This is a genomic window from Alkalicoccus luteus (genome assembly GCF_012034335.1).
Lineage (GTDB): Bacteria > Bacillota > Bacilli > Bacillales > Salisediminibacteriaceae > Alkalicoccus > Alkalicoccus luteus_A.
In genome coordinates, this window is the sequence record NZ_JAATHJ010000014.1 from 13,726 (window position 1) to 28,282 (window position 14,557).

General features: G+C 54.0%; 15 protein-coding genes. 9 read left to right on the forward strand and 6 right to left on the reverse strand.

Annotated features, from left to right (window positions below; genetic code table 11):
- Window positions 1–12: 12 nt before the first annotated feature.
- Together HCN83_RS10325 and HCN83_RS10330 are read left to right on the forward strand one after the other, a co-directional pair.
- Window positions 13–1,254, forward strand: a complete 1,242-nt coding sequence (locus tag HCN83_RS10325) for an ABC transporter permease (RefSeq protein ID WP_168006978.1) — start codon at window positions 13–15, stop codon at window positions 1,252–1,254.
- Between the two features lies 1 nt (window position 1,255).
- Window positions 1,256–2,332: an ABC transporter permease gene (locus HCN83_RS10330; protein ID WP_168006979.1), complete on the forward strand. Its 1,077-nt coding sequence runs from the start codon at window positions 1,256–1,258 to the stop codon at window positions 2,330–2,332.
- A 58-nt stretch (window positions 2,333–2,390) separates the two neighbouring features.
- Here the strand turns inward: HCN83_RS10330 and alr are convergent, their stop codons facing one another.
- The 3 genes from alr to HCN83_RS10345 form a co-directional block, all read right to left on the reverse strand.
- The gene (gene alr, locus HCN83_RS10335) at window positions 2,391–3,485 is read right to left on the reverse strand and encodes an alanine racemase (RefSeq protein ID WP_168006980.1); all 1,095 of its coding nucleotides are present in this window, start codon (window positions 3,483–3,485) and stop codon (window positions 2,391–2,393) included.
- A 131-nt stretch (window positions 3,486–3,616) separates the two neighbouring features.
- Complete coding sequence (ald, locus tag HCN83_RS10340) at window positions 3,617–4,750, reverse strand: alanine dehydrogenase (RefSeq protein ID WP_168006981.1); 1,134 nt, start codon at window positions 4,748–4,750, stop codon at window positions 3,617–3,619.
- A 103-nt stretch (window positions 4,751–4,853) separates the two neighbouring features.
- Window positions 4,854–6,068: a PucR family transcriptional regulator gene (locus HCN83_RS10345; protein WP_168006982.1), complete on the reverse strand. Its 1,215-nt coding sequence runs from the start codon at window positions 6,066–6,068 to the stop codon at window positions 4,854–4,856.
- 197 nt (window positions 6,069–6,265) lie between these two features.
- Here HCN83_RS10345 and HCN83_RS10350 point away from each other — a divergent pair, with 197 nt between their 5' ends.
- Both HCN83_RS10350 and HCN83_RS10355 read left to right on the forward strand, forming a co-directional pair.
- Entirely contained in the window at window positions 6,266–7,672 is a 1,407-nt protein-coding gene (locus HCN83_RS10350; RefSeq protein WP_205774601.1) for an alanine/glycine:cation symporter family protein, read from the forward strand.
- 57 nt (window positions 7,673–7,729) lie between these two features.
- Window positions 7,730–7,933, forward strand: a complete 204-nt coding sequence (locus tag HCN83_RS10355) for a hypothetical protein (protein ID WP_168006984.1) — start codon at window positions 7,730–7,732, stop codon at window positions 7,931–7,933.
- Window positions 7,934–8,508: 575 nt separating this feature from the next.
- On the opposite strand, the gene HCN83_RS10360 is transcribed toward HCN83_RS10355, so the two are convergent.
- Window positions 8,509–8,940, reverse strand: a complete 432-nt coding sequence (locus tag HCN83_RS10360; RefSeq protein ID WP_168006985.1) for a hypothetical protein — start codon at window positions 8,938–8,940, stop codon at window positions 8,509–8,511.
- Window positions 8,941–9,058: 118 nt separating this feature from the next.
- On the opposite strand from HCN83_RS10360, the gene HCN83_RS10365 reads away from it, so the two are divergent.
- Window positions 9,059–9,625 (forward strand): sugar O-acetyltransferase, encoded by a 567-nt coding sequence (locus HCN83_RS10365; RefSeq protein ID WP_168006987.1) that lies wholly within the window; start codon window positions 9,059–9,061, stop codon window positions 9,623–9,625.
- A 33-nt stretch (window positions 9,626–9,658) separates the two neighbouring features.
- On the opposite strand, the gene HCN83_RS10370 is transcribed toward HCN83_RS10365, so the two are convergent.
- A complete protein-coding gene (locus tag HCN83_RS10370; RefSeq protein WP_168006989.1) occupies window positions 9,659–9,982 on the reverse strand; it encodes a hypothetical protein in 324 nt (107 codons plus the stop codon).
- Window positions 9,983–10,080: 98 nt separating this feature from the next.
- The gene (locus HCN83_RS10375) at window positions 10,081–12,066 is read right to left on the reverse strand and encodes a penicillin-binding transpeptidase domain-containing protein (protein WP_168006991.1); all 1,986 of its coding nucleotides are present in this window, start codon (window positions 12,064–12,066) and stop codon (window positions 10,081–10,083) included.
- A gap of 226 nt (window positions 12,067–12,292) precedes the next feature.
- On the opposite strand from HCN83_RS10375, the gene rlmH reads away from it, so the two are divergent.
- From rlmH to HCN83_RS10395, 4 genes are all read left to right on the forward strand, one after another.
- Window positions 12,293–12,772, forward strand: coding sequence for a 23S rRNA (pseudouridine(1915)-N(3))-methyltransferase RlmH (gene rlmH, locus HCN83_RS10380; protein WP_168006993.1), 480 nt, complete (start codon window positions 12,293–12,295; stop codon window positions 12,770–12,772).
- A gap of 346 nt (window positions 12,773–13,118) precedes the next feature.
- A complete protein-coding gene (locus HCN83_RS10385) occupies window positions 13,119–13,310 on the forward strand; it encodes a hypothetical protein (protein ID WP_168006995.1) in 192 nt (63 codons plus the stop codon).
- Complete coding sequence (locus HCN83_RS10390) at window positions 13,311–13,760, forward strand: hypothetical protein (protein WP_168006997.1); 450 nt, start codon at window positions 13,311–13,313, stop codon at window positions 13,758–13,760.
- A complete protein-coding gene (locus HCN83_RS10395) occupies window positions 13,761–14,522 on the forward strand; it encodes an HIRAN domain-containing protein (RefSeq protein ID WP_168006999.1) in 762 nt (253 codons plus the stop codon).
- Window positions 14,523–14,557: the final 35 nt, after the last annotated feature.

Below are 14,557 nucleotides of genomic sequence, written 5' to 3' on the forward strand. Positions count from 1 at the left end.
GAGGAAACGCATATGCTAGGAATGATGCTCGTAAAGGAAGTGAAACAGCTGCTGCGGGAGCGGAGCGAGCTGCTCACGCTCCTGCTGATGCCGGTTATTCTCATTACGATTTTAGGGAGCGCGCTGCAGGGCATGACGTCACCCGGTGCGGCAGGCGCCGGTCAGCTGGAAGCTGCCGTCGTCATCGAAGAACCGCTTGACGTGTCGCTTGCGCAGTTTCAAGATTTGCTCGAAGCAGAAGGCATGCCGCCTGAGATGCAGGAAACATTGCTAGAGGAAGCAGCGGCGGTATCTGTTCCCGAAATGTTTACGGAGATGCTTCAGTCACTGGAAGAGGACGGGGTGCTTGAGGTCAGCATCATAGACGACGCCGCGGATGTTCCGGATGATGCCGCCGGCGTCTGGGAGTTTGACGAAGGCTACCGCGTCGATACGTGGCAGCAGATGTTTTTACAGGACGAGGTGCCGGAGCCGGTGATCGTTCGCGTCGACAGCCAGCTCGGCATCATAGAAGGCATCACCGGGGCGTTTTTTGAGGAGCTGAACTGGCAGAAGGAAGCCGCCTATCTTGCGATGCAGGAGGAGACACCGGTACCGGAAGCGGTGCAGACGGAAGTGGAAACCCGCCAGCTTGACAACCGCTCCGTCATCACGTCCTTTGATTACTACACGGCAGGCATGGCCGTCATGTTCGTACTCTATACGGCTACGTTTCTTGCAAGCACCGCGCATACGGAACGGCGCACGTACGTGTTTCAACGACTGCTCACGTCCAACGTGCCGCTCTGGCTCTACGTTGCCGGCAAAGGCGGCGCCGGCGTGCTGCTTGCGCTCGTGCAGCTTACGGTCATTTTCAGCTTCTCCTCGCTCGTGTTCGGCGTCTCGTTTCAGAGTCTCGGTTTAACCGCCGTGATTGCGCTCGGCCTGGCCTTGACGGTCGGTTCGCTCGCGATGCTGCTCACTGCCGTTAACTACCGGCTGCGCAATGAGCAGGCAACAGCCTTATTCGCAAGTGCGGGCGTGACGATCCTCGCCTTTCTCGGCGGCAGCTTCTTTAACGTCAGCCAGCTGTCGGAGACGATGGCGTTCATCGGCCGCATGCTCCCGAACGGAGCGGCGATGCAGAGTCTGCTTGCGGTTATGGGCGGGGCCGGTGCGGAGCTGATTTACCCGATGTTCGTGTCGGTTTTCGCGTTCTGTATCCTTTGTATTGTTGCCGCAATGCTCGTATTTCCGCGAAAGGAGGATGTCTGAGATGAAAGCAGTCCTGTATCACTACGCCTGTACGATGCGCCGACGTCCGCTCGCCTTTTTCGGGAGCATGCTGCTCGCTATTTTGTTCGCAGCGGTTCTTGGCGGAGGCGGCGGGCAGCTGACCGTCCCGGTTACGAGCGAGGACTTAAGCGACGAGGCACTCGCGGAAACAGCCGAAGACTTTTCAGCCCACGCCGGCGATGACATCGTGCTGCTTCCGACATCGATGGAGCGGATGGAAGAGCGGATCCGCCGCAGCAGTCCCCCGTACGGGCTGATCTTAAATGAAGAGGAAGCGGCCATTCTGCAAGTGTACGAAGCACCGGTGACGGCGCTCTTGATGACCGAGCTTAGAAGCTATTACCGGGAGCAGGGGATGGAAGAAGCGGTCGCCGAGGTGCTCGATCTGGAAGCGTGGCAGGACCGCGTCGATACGTACGGCTTCAGCTACGAGATAGACCGGAGCGAGGGCGGCTTTCCGTATGACCCGGCGCTGCATCCACTGTTCGGCTTCATGCTCTTTTTCATGATTTACGCCGTTGCCTTCAGTATTTCGAGCATCGTCGTCCAGCGTCAGGAAGGGACGTGGGACCGGGTGATTCTGTCTCCGGTCACGAAGCTGCAGCTCTACAGCGGTCATGTGCTGTTTGCCTTTTTATTCGGCTTGACGCAAATGTACATCATTCTCTTTTTGTTCCGCTTCGTGTTTCAGGTCGATTTTCACGGCGGCTTCGGGCTGACGCTTCTCGTCGTGATCCCGTACGTGCTCGCGATCGTATCTCTCGGCATTCTGCTGAGCGGCCTCGTCAAATCCTACAAAATGCTCGACGCGGTCATTCCGTTAGTCGGCGTGACCATCGCGATGCTCGGGGGCGCCTTCTGGCCGATAGAGATTGTGCCATCCGCGCTGCTGCAGCAAATCGGCGTGTTTACGCCGCTTAAGCACGGCATGGACCTGCTCATTGGCAGCACCTACGGCGGAGCGTCGATGGAGAGTCTGCTATTGTCGGCGTCGATTCTGCTGCTCATGAGCGTTGTGTTCGCCGGCATCGGCTTCAACCTGATGGAGCGGCGGTAGCGGCATAAGAAAAAAAGCTGTTCGAACGGGGACATCCCGGGCGAACCGCCTTTTTCGTCTATTCGTATACTCGTGGCACGCGCGGGCTAACGCCGCAGACGATTTCATAATTGATCGTACCCGTTAGTTCGGCGAGCTGGTCGATCGAAAACGTGACGTGGTCATACACGCGCACGTCGAGTCCGGTGACGTCAATCATCGTCTGATCCATGCAGACGCGGCCGACGAGCGGGGCCTCCTGTCCGTTTACGGTAACGGTTGCCTGATTGGAAGCAAGCCGCGGCAGGCCGTCGGCGTAGCCGATCGGAAGCGTCGCGATGTCACGCGGCTCGGTAAGCGTATGCGTGCGGCCGTAGCTGATCGTATGGCCGGCGTCGAGACGGCGGATGGATACGATCTGAGACGTGAGAGTCATCGCCTGCTCGAGCGGAAATGCAAGCGGCATGTCAGGATCCGGGCGCAGGCCGTAAAGGCTGATGCCGACGCGCACCATGTCGAGGTGCTTATCCGGATGCAGCATCGTCCCGGCGCTGTTGCAGCAGTGCTTGACAGGGATCGCTATCCCGGCCTCATCCAGGGCGGCCGCCATCGCTTGAAAGCGGGCAAACTGCTCGTCGGTGTAAGGAGAGGACGGCGTATCGGCTTCGGCAAAGTGGGTGAACATGCCGTCAAGCGCCACGTTTTCCGCCTTAAACAGCGGCACGGCGATCGCGAGCAGCTGCTCCTTCGTCGTGATACCGATGCGGCCCATCCCGGTTTCGATTTTTAAATGAATCCGGATCCGCTGACCGCTTGCGGCGATGCGGAGCGCTTCGTCCCGTGCGTCATCGGCAAAAATGGTGAGCGCAATGTCGTGGTCTGCTGCCGTCTGCATGGATTCCGGTGCGGTGTGTCCCATGACGAGGAGCGGCACGGTGATGCCGGCCTTCCGGAGCGCGACCGCTTCATCCAAAATCGCAACGCCGAGCGACTCCGCCCCGCCTCGGAGAGCGGCTTCTGCCGCTTCCACAGCGCCGTGGCCGTAGCCGTTTGCTTTCACTACTGCCATCAGGCTGCTGCCGGGGGAGAGATGGCTGTGAAACGCACGGGCATTCTGCTCGATGGCGCTCGTGGAAATAGAGGCTGTTGTCTGTCTAAAGCTGTCTGTCTTCATCGTGGACATCCTTTCCTGATCACGTGTCCGCTGAGAAACCATGCGTTTTCAGCTCCTTTTTGTATGTAGTCGAATGAGTAAACGTAAAGAAGAGGGTGCCGGTGATGGCACCCTCTCCAATATATCACTTTTTACGCGAAAATTCCGTCTGCGCCGAGCGCTTTTTCCACGGTGACGTAGTCGTAGCCGAGATCGCGGGCCACTGCTTCGTACGTGACGCGGCCGTTTGCCGTGTTCACACCCTTTGCGAGCGCGCTGTTATCCGCTACAGCCTGGTCGACGCCTTTATTGGCAATCTGCAGCGCGTAGTTCATCGTGACGTTCGTGAGTCCGATCGTGGACGTGCGCGGCACAGCACCCGGCATGTTCGCTACCGTGTAGTGGACGACGCCGTGCTTCGTAAACGTTGGATCGTCGTGCGTCGTAATGCGGTCGACCGTTTCAATGATGCCGCCCTGATCAATCGCGACGTCGACGACGACCGAGCCGTCGCTCATGGACGCGATCATCTCTTCCGTGACGAGCTTCGGCGCTTTCGCACCTGGGATAAGCACCGCTCCGATGACGAGGTCTGATTCCTTTACCGCTTCTGCGATCGTCAGCGGGTTGGACATAATCGTCTGAATGTCGTTGCCGAACTGGTCGTCGAGCTGACGGAGACGGTCCGCGCTCAAGTCGATCATCGTCACGTCGGCGCCGAGGCCGATTGCGATTTTGGCTGCGTTCGTTCCGACGACACCGCCGCCGATAATTGTTACTTTGCCACGCTTCACGCCAGGAATACCGGAAAGCAGAATGCCTTTCCCGGACTTGGGCTTTTCAAGCAGCTGTGCGCCGATCTGGGACGCCATGCGGCCGGCCACTTCGCTCATCGGAGTGAGGAGCGGCAGCGTGCCGTTTACTTCCACGGTTTCGTAAGCGATAGCTGTCACACCGCTTTTCGTCAGCGCTTCTGCAAGCGCCGGCTCTGCAGCGAGGTGCAGGTACGTGAACAGGATCAGTCCTTCGCGGAAATAACCGTACTCGGATGCGAGCGGCTCTTTTACCTTCATCACCATGTCCGATTTTGCCCACACGTCCGCAGCTTCTGCGATCATGTCCGCTCCGGCTGCCTGATAGTCAGCATCTTCAAAGCCGCTGCCGACACCGGCACCTGCCTGTACGAGCACCGTGTGGCCCTGCTTGGCAAGCGTCATCACGCCGGCTGGTGTAATCGCGACGCGGTTTTCACTGTTCTTAATTTCTGTTGGAATACCAATAATCATGGATTCGCCCTCCCAGACTCAGATTCTATCGCAAGTATAGGGGGTGGGGCGGGCACTCCGCATTGTGAGGATCAAAAAACGTGTAAGCGTTTGTTTGTGAAAATTAACGAACGTCTGTGAGTAGTTTCACATCCATGTAAAGCCCGAGCTTTTGAATCGGGTTCTTTAAATCGACGCCGGAAATGTCCTGGATCCGCTTCAGCCGGTAGGTGAGCGTGTTGATATGGCAGTGCAGCCTTGCCGCTGCCTGCGTCATGCTGCCGTCTTCCTCTAAATAGACAGACAGCGTCTCGAGCATGTGCGAATCGTGCTCTGCGTCATACTGCTTCAGCCTGGAGAGAGCCGGATTTTCCTTTAAGTCCGGAAGGAGCCCGGACTGCTCGAGAATATCGACGTAGCGGAAGACCCCAAGCTCGTGATAAAACCAGGCGTCCGCAAGCTCATTCGGAAAGCGTGCCTTCATCGACGCGACGTTTACCGCTTCCTCGAGGCTTGCGGGAAGGCGTGAGAAGTCTTCGGTAAAGCTGCCAATACCGGTGAATAGCGCGACCTCTCCCTGGATCCGCTCCTGCAGAGAAGCCGCAAAACTAGCCGCATCTTTGGCGTCGTCGGTCGTTTTCGGGCGGATGAGCACGTAAACGTGCTGCTCGTCTTGTGTGTGGACCACAATATCGACCTGCTGCGTCGTCTGCAGCGCGTACGTGAGCCGCCGGTAGCTGTCGTTGTTCAGCCCGTCCGCATAAAGAACGGCAACGGCAAGCGGTGTCTGCGTCCGAATCGAGGCCTGCTCGAGCAGGAGGCATATGTCGTCATGGCTGCTGGCCTCTCCGGTGAGCAGCTGCCAGAAAAGCTCCTCGTGACTCTGCTCGCGCCGCTGCTTCTGACGGTTCAGCTGCAACAGCTGGTTTTTGGCCTTGGAGGCAGCGAGCTGCAGCTCCTCCAGCGCTGTTTTATCAAGGCGGCGCTCCTGGTCGATCACCCAGATGTAGCCGAGCACCTCGCCGCGGCGCCGGATCGATACCGCAACGCGGCGGCCGAGGCCGATCGTATCAATCGGATCGATGATCACCGGCTCATCCTGCTGGTTCAGCCGCGGAATGATGCCTTCCTTCCAGAAGCGGTTAATGACCTTCTCCGGCACGCGCCGGCTGATAATCGTGCGGATCCGGGCCTCGTCGGTGCTGTCATGGTGCGAGCTGTAGGCAAGCAGATGATGGTTCGCATCCTCCAGCGTCACCGGCACCTCCAGATGCGCGCTGACCGCATCGACAAATTCTTCTAACGTATCAAACGCCCGGTGGAACGGGTGGTTGGTCATGGTGAGACACCTTCCTTATGCGCGATTTCCAAAAAGCGGTGAGTTCTGCTTCAGGAAAAAAGACTTTGTAGAGAGAAAACAACGGAAGCGTTTTCAAATTGTGTATATGTACGAATGCATTCCGTTTTCCCCATGATAGAATAACACACGTGTGAAAGCCGGGGAATATGCCGGCAGACAGGGGGTCGACAGCGATGATGGACATTCTTGATGCAATTAACGCGGTGCTCTGGGGACCGCCGAGCCTGCTTCTCCTCTTCGGAACAGGCTTATTTTTAACGATTGTGCTGCGCGGACTGCAGTTCCGCAAGCTGATTTACGCGTTTAAAATCGGATTCGGGAAAGAAGATAAGGACGATAAAAACGCTGAAGGGGACGTCAGTCATTTTAAAGCATTAATGACAGCGCTTGCGGCGACGATCGGAAACGGCAACATCGCCGGTGTCGCAACCGCCATCACGCTCGGGGGACCAGGCGCGATCTTCTGGATGTGGATCGTCGGCCTGCTCGGTATGGCGACCAAATATGCAGAGGCCCTGCTTGCGGTGAAATACCGCGTCAAAAACAGCCGCGGCGAATATTCCAGCGGACCGATGTATTACATAGAACGCGGGCTCGGTCCCCGCTTTAAGCTGCTCGCCGTCGCATTCGCCGTGTTCGGCGCTTTTGCCGCGCTCGGCATCGGCAACAGCGTCCAGTCCAATACGATTGCGGGCGTAACGAATGAGAGCTTTGGTATTCCAAACTGGGTGACCGGCGTGCTGCTCGTCCTGCTCGTGAGCGTCATTATCTTCGGCGGCATTCAGCGTATCGCTGGCGTCGCGAGCTTTTTCGTGCCGATCATGGCTTTTCTTTACATGGGAGGAGCGACGATCATCCTTATTTTGAATATGGACATGATCCTTCCGGCGTTTGAACTGATATTCTACTACGCCTTTAATCCGGTCGCAGCGGCCGGCGGCTTCCTCGGAGTCGTGGTTTCAGAAGCGATCCGCCACGGCGTCGCGCGCGGCATTTTCTCCAACGAAGCCGGACTCGGCACGGCGGCACTCATCGCCGGAAATGCCCGCGCCGATCATCCGGTCAAGCAGGCGCTCGTTGCGATGACAGGAACGTTTATCGTCACGATCATCGTCTGTACGATGACCGGCCTGACGCTGCTCATTACCGGCTTCTGGGATCCGTCCGGAGGAGAGCTGTCCGGCGTGGCTCATGACGCCGGCTTAGAAGGAGGCGCGCTCACAAGCGCCGCATTCGCCTCCGTTCTCGGCGGCATCGGGGAATACATCGTCGCCTTTTCCGTCATCTTTTTCGGCTTCTCGACGATCGTCGGCTGGTACGTGTACGGGGAAAAATGCTTTGAGTACATTGCAGGACCAAAAGGAATCGCGGGCTACCGCGTCGTCTACGTCGCAGCCTGCGGCATTGGCACCGTCGCGAACCTCGCGACCGTCTGGGCATTTGCCGACATGGCCAACGCACTGATGATGATTCCAAACCTGATCGCCCTGCTGCTGCTCTGGAAGGTCATCGTCGCCGAAACAAACGACTACTTCCAACGCTTTTACGAACAAGCCGAGCAAGCTGTACGAAAAGCAGGATAAGATGAAAAACTGCCTTTGCGGGCAGTTTTTTTGCTTTGAGAGCCTTATTCGCAAGTGATGGGGACTAATCGCAGAGGGGAGGGCGTTTACGAGGTGGGAACCCCGCTTTATGAGGAGGGAATTGTCGTTTACGAGGAGGTTCTTGCTTTTTATGAGGAAGTAGACGGTGTTTATGAGAAACCGGGAACAGCACCGGGCAGGGTAGGACCGCTTTCGGCCGCTACCGAAAGCATCGACTGTAGAAGCGCTATTCGTAAGTGAAGGGGACTAATCGCAGAGGGTAGGCCGTTTATGAGCAAGGAAACCCGTTTTATGAGGAGGGAAACGTCGTTTACGAGGAGGTTTTTGCTCGTTATGAGGAAGTGCACGGTGTTTATGAGAAACCGGGAACAGATCGGAGCAGGATCGGACCGCTTTCGGCAGCGGCCGAAAGCATCAACTGTAGAAGCGCTATGCGTAAGTAAAGGGGACTAATCGCAGAGGGGAGACCGTTTATGAGCAAGGAAACCCGTTTTATGAGGAGGGAAACGTCGTTTACGAGGAGGTTTTTGCTTTTTATGAGGAAGTGCACGGTGTTTATGAGAAACCGGGAACAGATCGGAGCAGGATAGGACCGCTTTCGGCAGCGGCCGAAAGCATCGACTTTTGGAGCGCTATTCGTAAGTGAAGGGGGACTAATCGCAGAGGGGAGGGCGTTTATGAGCAGGGAAAGCCGCTTTATGAGGAGGGAAACGTCGTTTACGAGGAGGTTTTTGCTTTTTATGAGGAAGTGAACGGTGTTTATGAGAAACCTACTAACAAAAAAAGGCTTCCGGTCCGTTCTGGAAGCCTTTTCGTTACGTCTCTGCCTGCCGTTTTTGCCCGGGGGACTGCTTAACATTGCGGTACAGTCCTCGTCCAAGCCGCAGCAGCACATAAAAGCAGAAGACGTTAAGCGCCAAAGCAAGCATATCTACCGAGGTGCGGCCGCTGATCGGCTGAATGAAAATCCATTGAGCAGGAATTCCGTAGCTGCTCGCGCTTAGGTGGCTTGACGGGACATAAATAAACGCTGTAGCGAGCGTGAGTACATAGCCGATAAAGGGGAGGTTTGTGTGCAGGCGCATGTTTCCACCGAATACGTACACGCCTAAAATCCCTAAAAGAAAAGCAGCGATGATACTGATTGTGACGAAGAAACCGACGGACAGTCCGAACGGTCCGAGACTGAATAGAATGCCGAACAGGACGACTGTGAGTAAAAACAGCACCTGTCGATCCACGTTCATGATGCATCACTCCGTTAGTGTTTTCCATTAGTATGGTAATTGTAACATAATTGGGAAATACCTGCAGGCCACTGCCTTTGCTATACTGAAGGCAGTTTAAAGAAAAAGGAGACAGCCTATGCAATCAGAAAAGGAACTAATGCTAGCAGGGGAGATGTACCGCCCGGAGGATCCGGAGCTCGTGCGGGACCGCGAAATCATTCGCCAGCGTGTACAGGACTACAACTCGACAACGATTGATGAAACGGAAAAGCGGACGGAGATGCTGAAAGAGATGCTCGGCTCGACCGGAAGCACAGTCGTCATGGAGCCGAACGTCCGCTTTGACTACGGCTATAACACCCACGTCGGCGAGAACTTTTTCGCAAACTTCGACTGCACCATTCTTGACGTGTGCGAGGTGCGTATTGGCGACAATTGCATGATGGCGCCGAGCGTGCATATTTACACGGCGACGCATCCGCTTGATTCCGTGCTGCGCAATTCCGGCCGCGAGTTTGGCAGACCGGTGACGATCGGAGACAACGTTTGGTTCGGCGGCGGAGCGATCGTCAATCCGGGTGTCACGATCGGGGATAATGCCGTGATCGCCTCAGGTGCTGTCGTCACAAAGGACGTGCCTGCGAACACTGTTGTCGGCGGTAATCCCGCCAAGGTTATTAAACATATCGCGCCGAACGAATAAACAGCCGGGGGGGGATGCCCTCCGGCTGTTTCCTTATGACTCTAGGTGAAGTTCGCCGCCGGACGTGTCCAGCTGGGTGATCGCGCCTGATTCATCCAAGCTGTAGCGGTACCATTCGCGCGGCTCATTGTAAAAGGATACCTTCGTTACGTGCGCCTTGCGCTCTTCCAGCACGTAGTCGTATTTCGTGTGGATCACCGTGTAGTCCCTTGCCTCATAGCCCATTTCCTCTTCCAAATAGCGCACCGTTTCCGCCTCGACCTTTTCAAGCTCCGCGTCTGTCGATTCCACCGTAATCGCGTAAAAGCTGACGGCAGCGAGGCAGAGGACGAGCGCTGCTATGATTCCCTTCTTCATCCGCATCCGACCTTTCCGAAAAACATCTGTCCATACTTTACGTAATCAAGTAAGCAACTGCAACAGGTGGAGCGGAAAAATATATTAGTACACTAATATTAGTCGATCGTTTCCCAGAACGATTCCGCAAGATCAACCGCGTAGCTGCTGCCGCCGACGTCCTCGGCGTTTTGAATCATAAAGGTTGCGACATACTCATCGTCGTAGCTCGTAAACCAGCCAATCTGCTCGCCGTCCTCGACGGTCTGATCGCTCTTTAGCTCAGCGGTACCGGTTTTACCGGCAATGTCACGCGCCCAGCCGCTGCGATAGGCCGTGCCGTCTTCCTCCTGCGTCACCGCCTCGAGCGAGTCATGCACGACCGCGGCCGTTTCCGGACTGAACAGCTCGGTTTCGCCGCCGTCGCCGAACAGCACCGGCTCAATCATCGTACCGTCATTGACGAATGCGGTATAAAGAGCCGTGATATGCACCGGAGCTATTTCAACTTCCCCCTGGCCGTAGCCGGAGTCCGCCAGCAGAATCTCGGTATCGAGTCCGTCATTTGCCAGCTGGGCGTCATGTACCGGAAAGTCATAGCTGAAGCCGCCGTCCATCCCGAACGTTTCCCCCCAGCTTTCCATAGCATCCGCTCCGATTTCAAGCGCCTCCTGAGCAAAATAAATGTTGTCGGACAGCTGCATGGCGGTCGTGAGATCCACCTCGGTTTCGCTGTCATTCACGCGCGTAATCGAATAGCCGCCCCAGCTGTCGTCCGCCTGCCACTGCTCGCCTTCGATCGTGCGCGTCGCTGACGGATCGAGCGTTTCTTCCTCCAACCCGATCGCGGCCGTAAACGGCTTCCAGATCGACCCTGGCGAATACGCGTTTTGGAAACGGCGCTCAAACAAGACATCGGTCGTCTCCAGCTCATCGGCGCGCGGGTCCGGGAGCTGCAGGTAGCGCAGATTGGCGTCAAAAGCCGGAGTGCTCACAAGCGCGAGCGTGTCGCCAGTTTGCGGATCGAGCACGACCGCCGCACCGGAGTCTTCCTCTAAAATCTCATAGACGTCCGCCTGCAGCTCCGCGTCAATCGTGAGCGTCACGTCTTCGCCGTCTACGGGCGCTTCCTCCTGAATCACGTCACGCACGTCGCCGTCCTCATCGGTCACCGCAAGCCGGAAGCCGCTTTGTCCGCGCAGCTCTTCTTCAAGCAGAAGCTCGACGCCGTTTTTCCCGATATACGACTCCGACTGGTAGCCGGTCGTCTCCTCCAGCTCCTCTCCGGTGATCGGACCGATGTGGCCGACCAGATGCCCGGTTTCTGCACCATACGGGTATTCCCGGCCATCTTCACGGTTTAAGAGCACTCCGGGAATTTCCGTCAGCTCGTCAACGCGGTCGTCGGTGAGCGCGATCGTCTGAATCGGTGCGAACCAGTCCGGGTTGTCCGGATACATCTCCGCCCGGGCGAGCGCATCTTCGGCGTCAATGCCGAGTACGTCCGCAAAGGCTTCAGCGCTCTCCTCAACGTCCTCTGCTGCTTCCGGCACGATGCCCGCTTCATAAATCTCACCGTTGACCGCAAGCGCTTCGCCGTTTCTGTCCCAAATCTCGCCGCGGATCGGTTCCTCGCGGCTGATCGCAAGCCGGTCGTTCGGCTGCTGCATCCCATAAAAGAAGTGCGCCGGCTCCCAGATGACTTGCCACTCGGTTTCCTCATCAGCTACTTCCACCTGCTCCACGAGCACGTCTGTCGTAACAGAAATATCGCCGGCTTCAGTCGTAAACACCGTTTCGACTTCGTAGGTGATGCTGTCGATTTCGCCGTAGTCCGGCGGTTCTTCTTCCGTGTACTCCGGCGTTGTGACGCTGCCAGTTTCCAATTGAATACCCGCGTCCCCGTACACCGTTTCATAGCGCTCCGCAAACTCCCAGTCAATATCAGCTATCGAATCCGCATCAATTTCTGCTTCCATTGCCTCGAAGTCACCGGACGACCAGGCGTTTATGTAAGGTGTGAGCGTCGTTTCCTGCGGGTTTTCCGGCTCCTCCGAGCAGGCCGCAAGCAACACGACCACACCAAGTGCTGCAGCTTTTTTCATGCTGAATGCCCCCTTAAAGCGATCTCTACTACGTACTATACAGGAGTATAGACGGAAACTCGATGCAGAAGGGTGCGCAACTCCGGAAGAAAAAGGAACCTTTATCATTCATGTAGATGTGTAGACGAGTCTACATGTAGATGATAAGGAAACGTGTTGTTTCACGTGAAACAGGTTAAACCCGATATGGTAAGCTGAAGAAAATAAACGGGAGAGAGGGAAAGTCATGCAGATCACGATTATCAGCGTCGGCAAGCTGAAGGAGAAATACTTGAAACAGGGGATAGCGGAATTTGAAAAGCGGCTCAGCGCCTACTGCAAGCTGCAGCTTGTGGAAGTGAGCGACGAGCAGGCACCGGAGACGATGAGTGAGAAGGAAATCGAGCAGGTGAAGGAGAAGGAAGGGGAGCGGATCTTACAGAAGATCAAGCCGGGACATTACGTGTACGCGCTCGACCTAGGCGGAAAGCAGCGCACATCAGAAGCCTTCGCCGATGAACTCGACAAACTCTCCATCCACGGCAAAAGCCAAATCGCCTTCGTCATCGGCGGCTCCAACGGCCTAAGCGAAAGCGTGCTTAAGCGAGCAGACGCCAGCATCAGCTTCTCAAAAATGACCTTCCCGCACCAGCTCATGAAACTGATCCTCATCGAGCAAGTGTATCGCGCGTTTCGGATAATGAAGGGAGAGCCTTATCATAAATAAAAGGTGTTTTTACGGTATAGTGATACTCCAAAAAATAAAATAAACTGTGATATGCTGTGAGTAATAAATCTACGTAAGCCTGCATTTCGTTGAATGGAGATAAATAGATGAGAGATGTTAGCACTTGGTTAGTTACAGGGTATGGTGAAAATAGTACGTTGGAGAAGTTAGATCTCCTTTCACCAGACCATGAAGATTATGTCATTAAATTCCCGCGAGATTTGATGGAGAGAGAACAAATTGGGAAGACGTAAATGAAGTAATTGCAGCAAAAATTGCCTCTCTGTTAGATATACGTTCAGTTGAGGCAGAGGTAGCTTATCGAGATGGTAGAAGAGCATGTTTAATGAGAAATTTCAGATCTCAATTAAATGCGGAGATGGGCGAAACGGCAGCTTCTTTGTTTTACAGCGAATTGGGAGAGAAGTATACTCACTTACAGAATAGTACGGATAAAAATGAGAAATTAATGAAACAGTTTTTTGAGCTGTTTGAATGGTTCTCATTAAGCAAGGTGTTAAAAGAAGAATTTATTTAAATGAATCTATTTGATATTTTGATCGGGAACCAGGATCGGCACGGACATAACTGGCAGATCCTTCATATTGAAGGAAGAAGAGTATTTGCTCCGCTATATGATAATGGAGCTTCCTTAGGGTGGCAGCTCTCTGAAGTAGAAGTAGAGTCATTAATAGCTGATGAAGTGAGAATGAATACATTTTTTAAAAAGACCCAGGTTAAAATGGGAATGGATAATAAAGAAACGCCCCGTATAAAAGCGAAGCAAGTTTTAGTTTATATTTGTGCGCATTATAAAAAAGAAGCTAATACTTTTTTTGAGCGATTGTCCCAATTTGATATGGAAGAGTATCGACGCTTTTTAGAAGGATTTCCTTTAATTACTCCAGAAAGAAAACAATTTTTACACAAGCTAATCGAATTTCGCAAGGCGAAAATGGAAGAGATCTACAGAAAGGAGGGGGTTTAAATGAAAAAGGTTAAATCATTGCTAGTAGTGTGGAAAAACTCAGTGAACAACTTATATTATCATGTTGGCACGTTGACCTATAATGGAGAAAACTACTCGTTCCAGTATACTCATTTTAGTGATTCTCCTAGGACAGTAAAAGAAGCTCAGAAGGAAGGCTATCAACTTCATCCTGCCTTCCCAGAGTTGAAAAAGAAGTATGAATCTCCCGATCTGTTTCCAGCTTTTGATCGTCGTATTCCGGATAAATCCAGGGTAGGTTTTCAACATATACTAAACGAACTTCAGCTTTCCAGTTATGCCGATCGAATGGATATATTAAGAGAAACACGTGGAGCTTTAGCTGGTGATCCTTATACGTTTGAAGAGCCACTCCGTTTAGAGGACAATAAGATAAACAGTCGATTTTATATTAACGGAATGCGTCATCAGGATCTGCCTAAAACGCTTTTTGAAAACCTTACTATTGGTGAAACCTTAGCCGTGGAAATCGCGGAGGATAATCCAGTAGATAAATATGCAGTGAATATCTTTACCTCTCAAGGACTTTTATTGGGCTTTGTACCAGGTATTTACGCTCAAGCTATTTATTCACTATTGAAACAAGGAAAAGAAATTGACCTTCGTATCAAAGCATTAAAGCCAAATTATGCTCCACAATGGTGGGTTCAAGTCCAATTAGAAACGTTTCTGGATCTTAGTAAAGATGATAGAGAGCAAAAGAAAATTTTCGAGAGCTTTCTTTTTCAGGATACGGCCTGACTTAGTTAACTGTTCGAATCAAATATGTTGCTCAT

Excerpts from the sequence above, each read along its gene's own strand:
- HCN83_RS10325 (WP_168006978.1), top strand. The coding sequence starts at position 13 with ATGCTAGGAATGATGCTCGTAAAGGAAGTGAAACAGCTGCTGCGGGAG.
- HCN83_RS10330 (WP_168006979.1), top strand. The coding sequence starts at position 1,256 with ATGAAAGCAGTCCTGTATCACTACGCCTGTACGATGCGCCGACGTCCG.
- alr (WP_168006980.1), bottom strand. The coding sequence starts at position 3,485 with ATGAAGACAGACAGCTTTAGACAGACAACAGCCTCTATTTCCACGAGC.
- ald (WP_168006981.1), bottom strand. The coding sequence starts at position 4,750 with ATGATTATTGGTATTCCAACAGAAATTAAGAACAGTGAAAACCGCGTC.
- HCN83_RS10345 (WP_168006982.1), bottom strand. The coding sequence starts at position 6,068 with ATGACCAACCACCCGTTCCACCGGGCGTTTGATACGTTAGAAGAATTT.
- HCN83_RS10350 (WP_205774601.1), top strand. The coding sequence starts at position 6,266 with ATGGACATTCTTGATGCAATTAACGCGGTGCTCTGGGGACCGCCGAGC.
- HCN83_RS10355 (WP_168006984.1), top strand. The coding sequence starts at position 7,730 with ATGGGGACTAATCGCAGAGGGGAGGGCGTTTACGAGGTGGGAACCCCG.
- HCN83_RS10360 (WP_168006985.1), bottom strand. The coding sequence starts at position 8,940 with ATGAACGTGGATCGACAGGTGCTGTTTTTACTCACAGTCGTCCTGTTC.
- HCN83_RS10365 (WP_168006987.1), top strand. The coding sequence starts at position 9,059 with ATGCAATCAGAAAAGGAACTAATGCTAGCAGGGGAGATGTACCGCCCG.
- HCN83_RS10370 (WP_168006989.1), bottom strand. The coding sequence starts at position 9,982 with ATGAAGAAGGGAATCATAGCAGCGCTCGTCCTCTGCCTCGCTGCCGTC.
- HCN83_RS10375 (WP_168006991.1), bottom strand. The coding sequence starts at position 12,066 with ATGAAAAAAGCTGCAGCACTTGGTGTGGTCGTGTTGCTTGCGGCCTGC.
- rlmH (WP_168006993.1), top strand. The coding sequence starts at position 12,293 with ATGCAGATCACGATTATCAGCGTCGGCAAGCTGAAGGAGAAATACTTG.
- HCN83_RS10385 (WP_168006995.1), top strand. The coding sequence starts at position 13,119 with ATGAGAAATTTCAGATCTCAATTAAATGCGGAGATGGGCGAAACGGCA.
- HCN83_RS10390 (WP_168006997.1), top strand. The coding sequence starts at position 13,311 with ATGAATCTATTTGATATTTTGATCGGGAACCAGGATCGGCACGGACAT.
- HCN83_RS10395 (WP_168006999.1), top strand. The coding sequence starts at position 13,761 with ATGAAAAAGGTTAAATCATTGCTAGTAGTGTGGAAAAACTCAGTGAAC.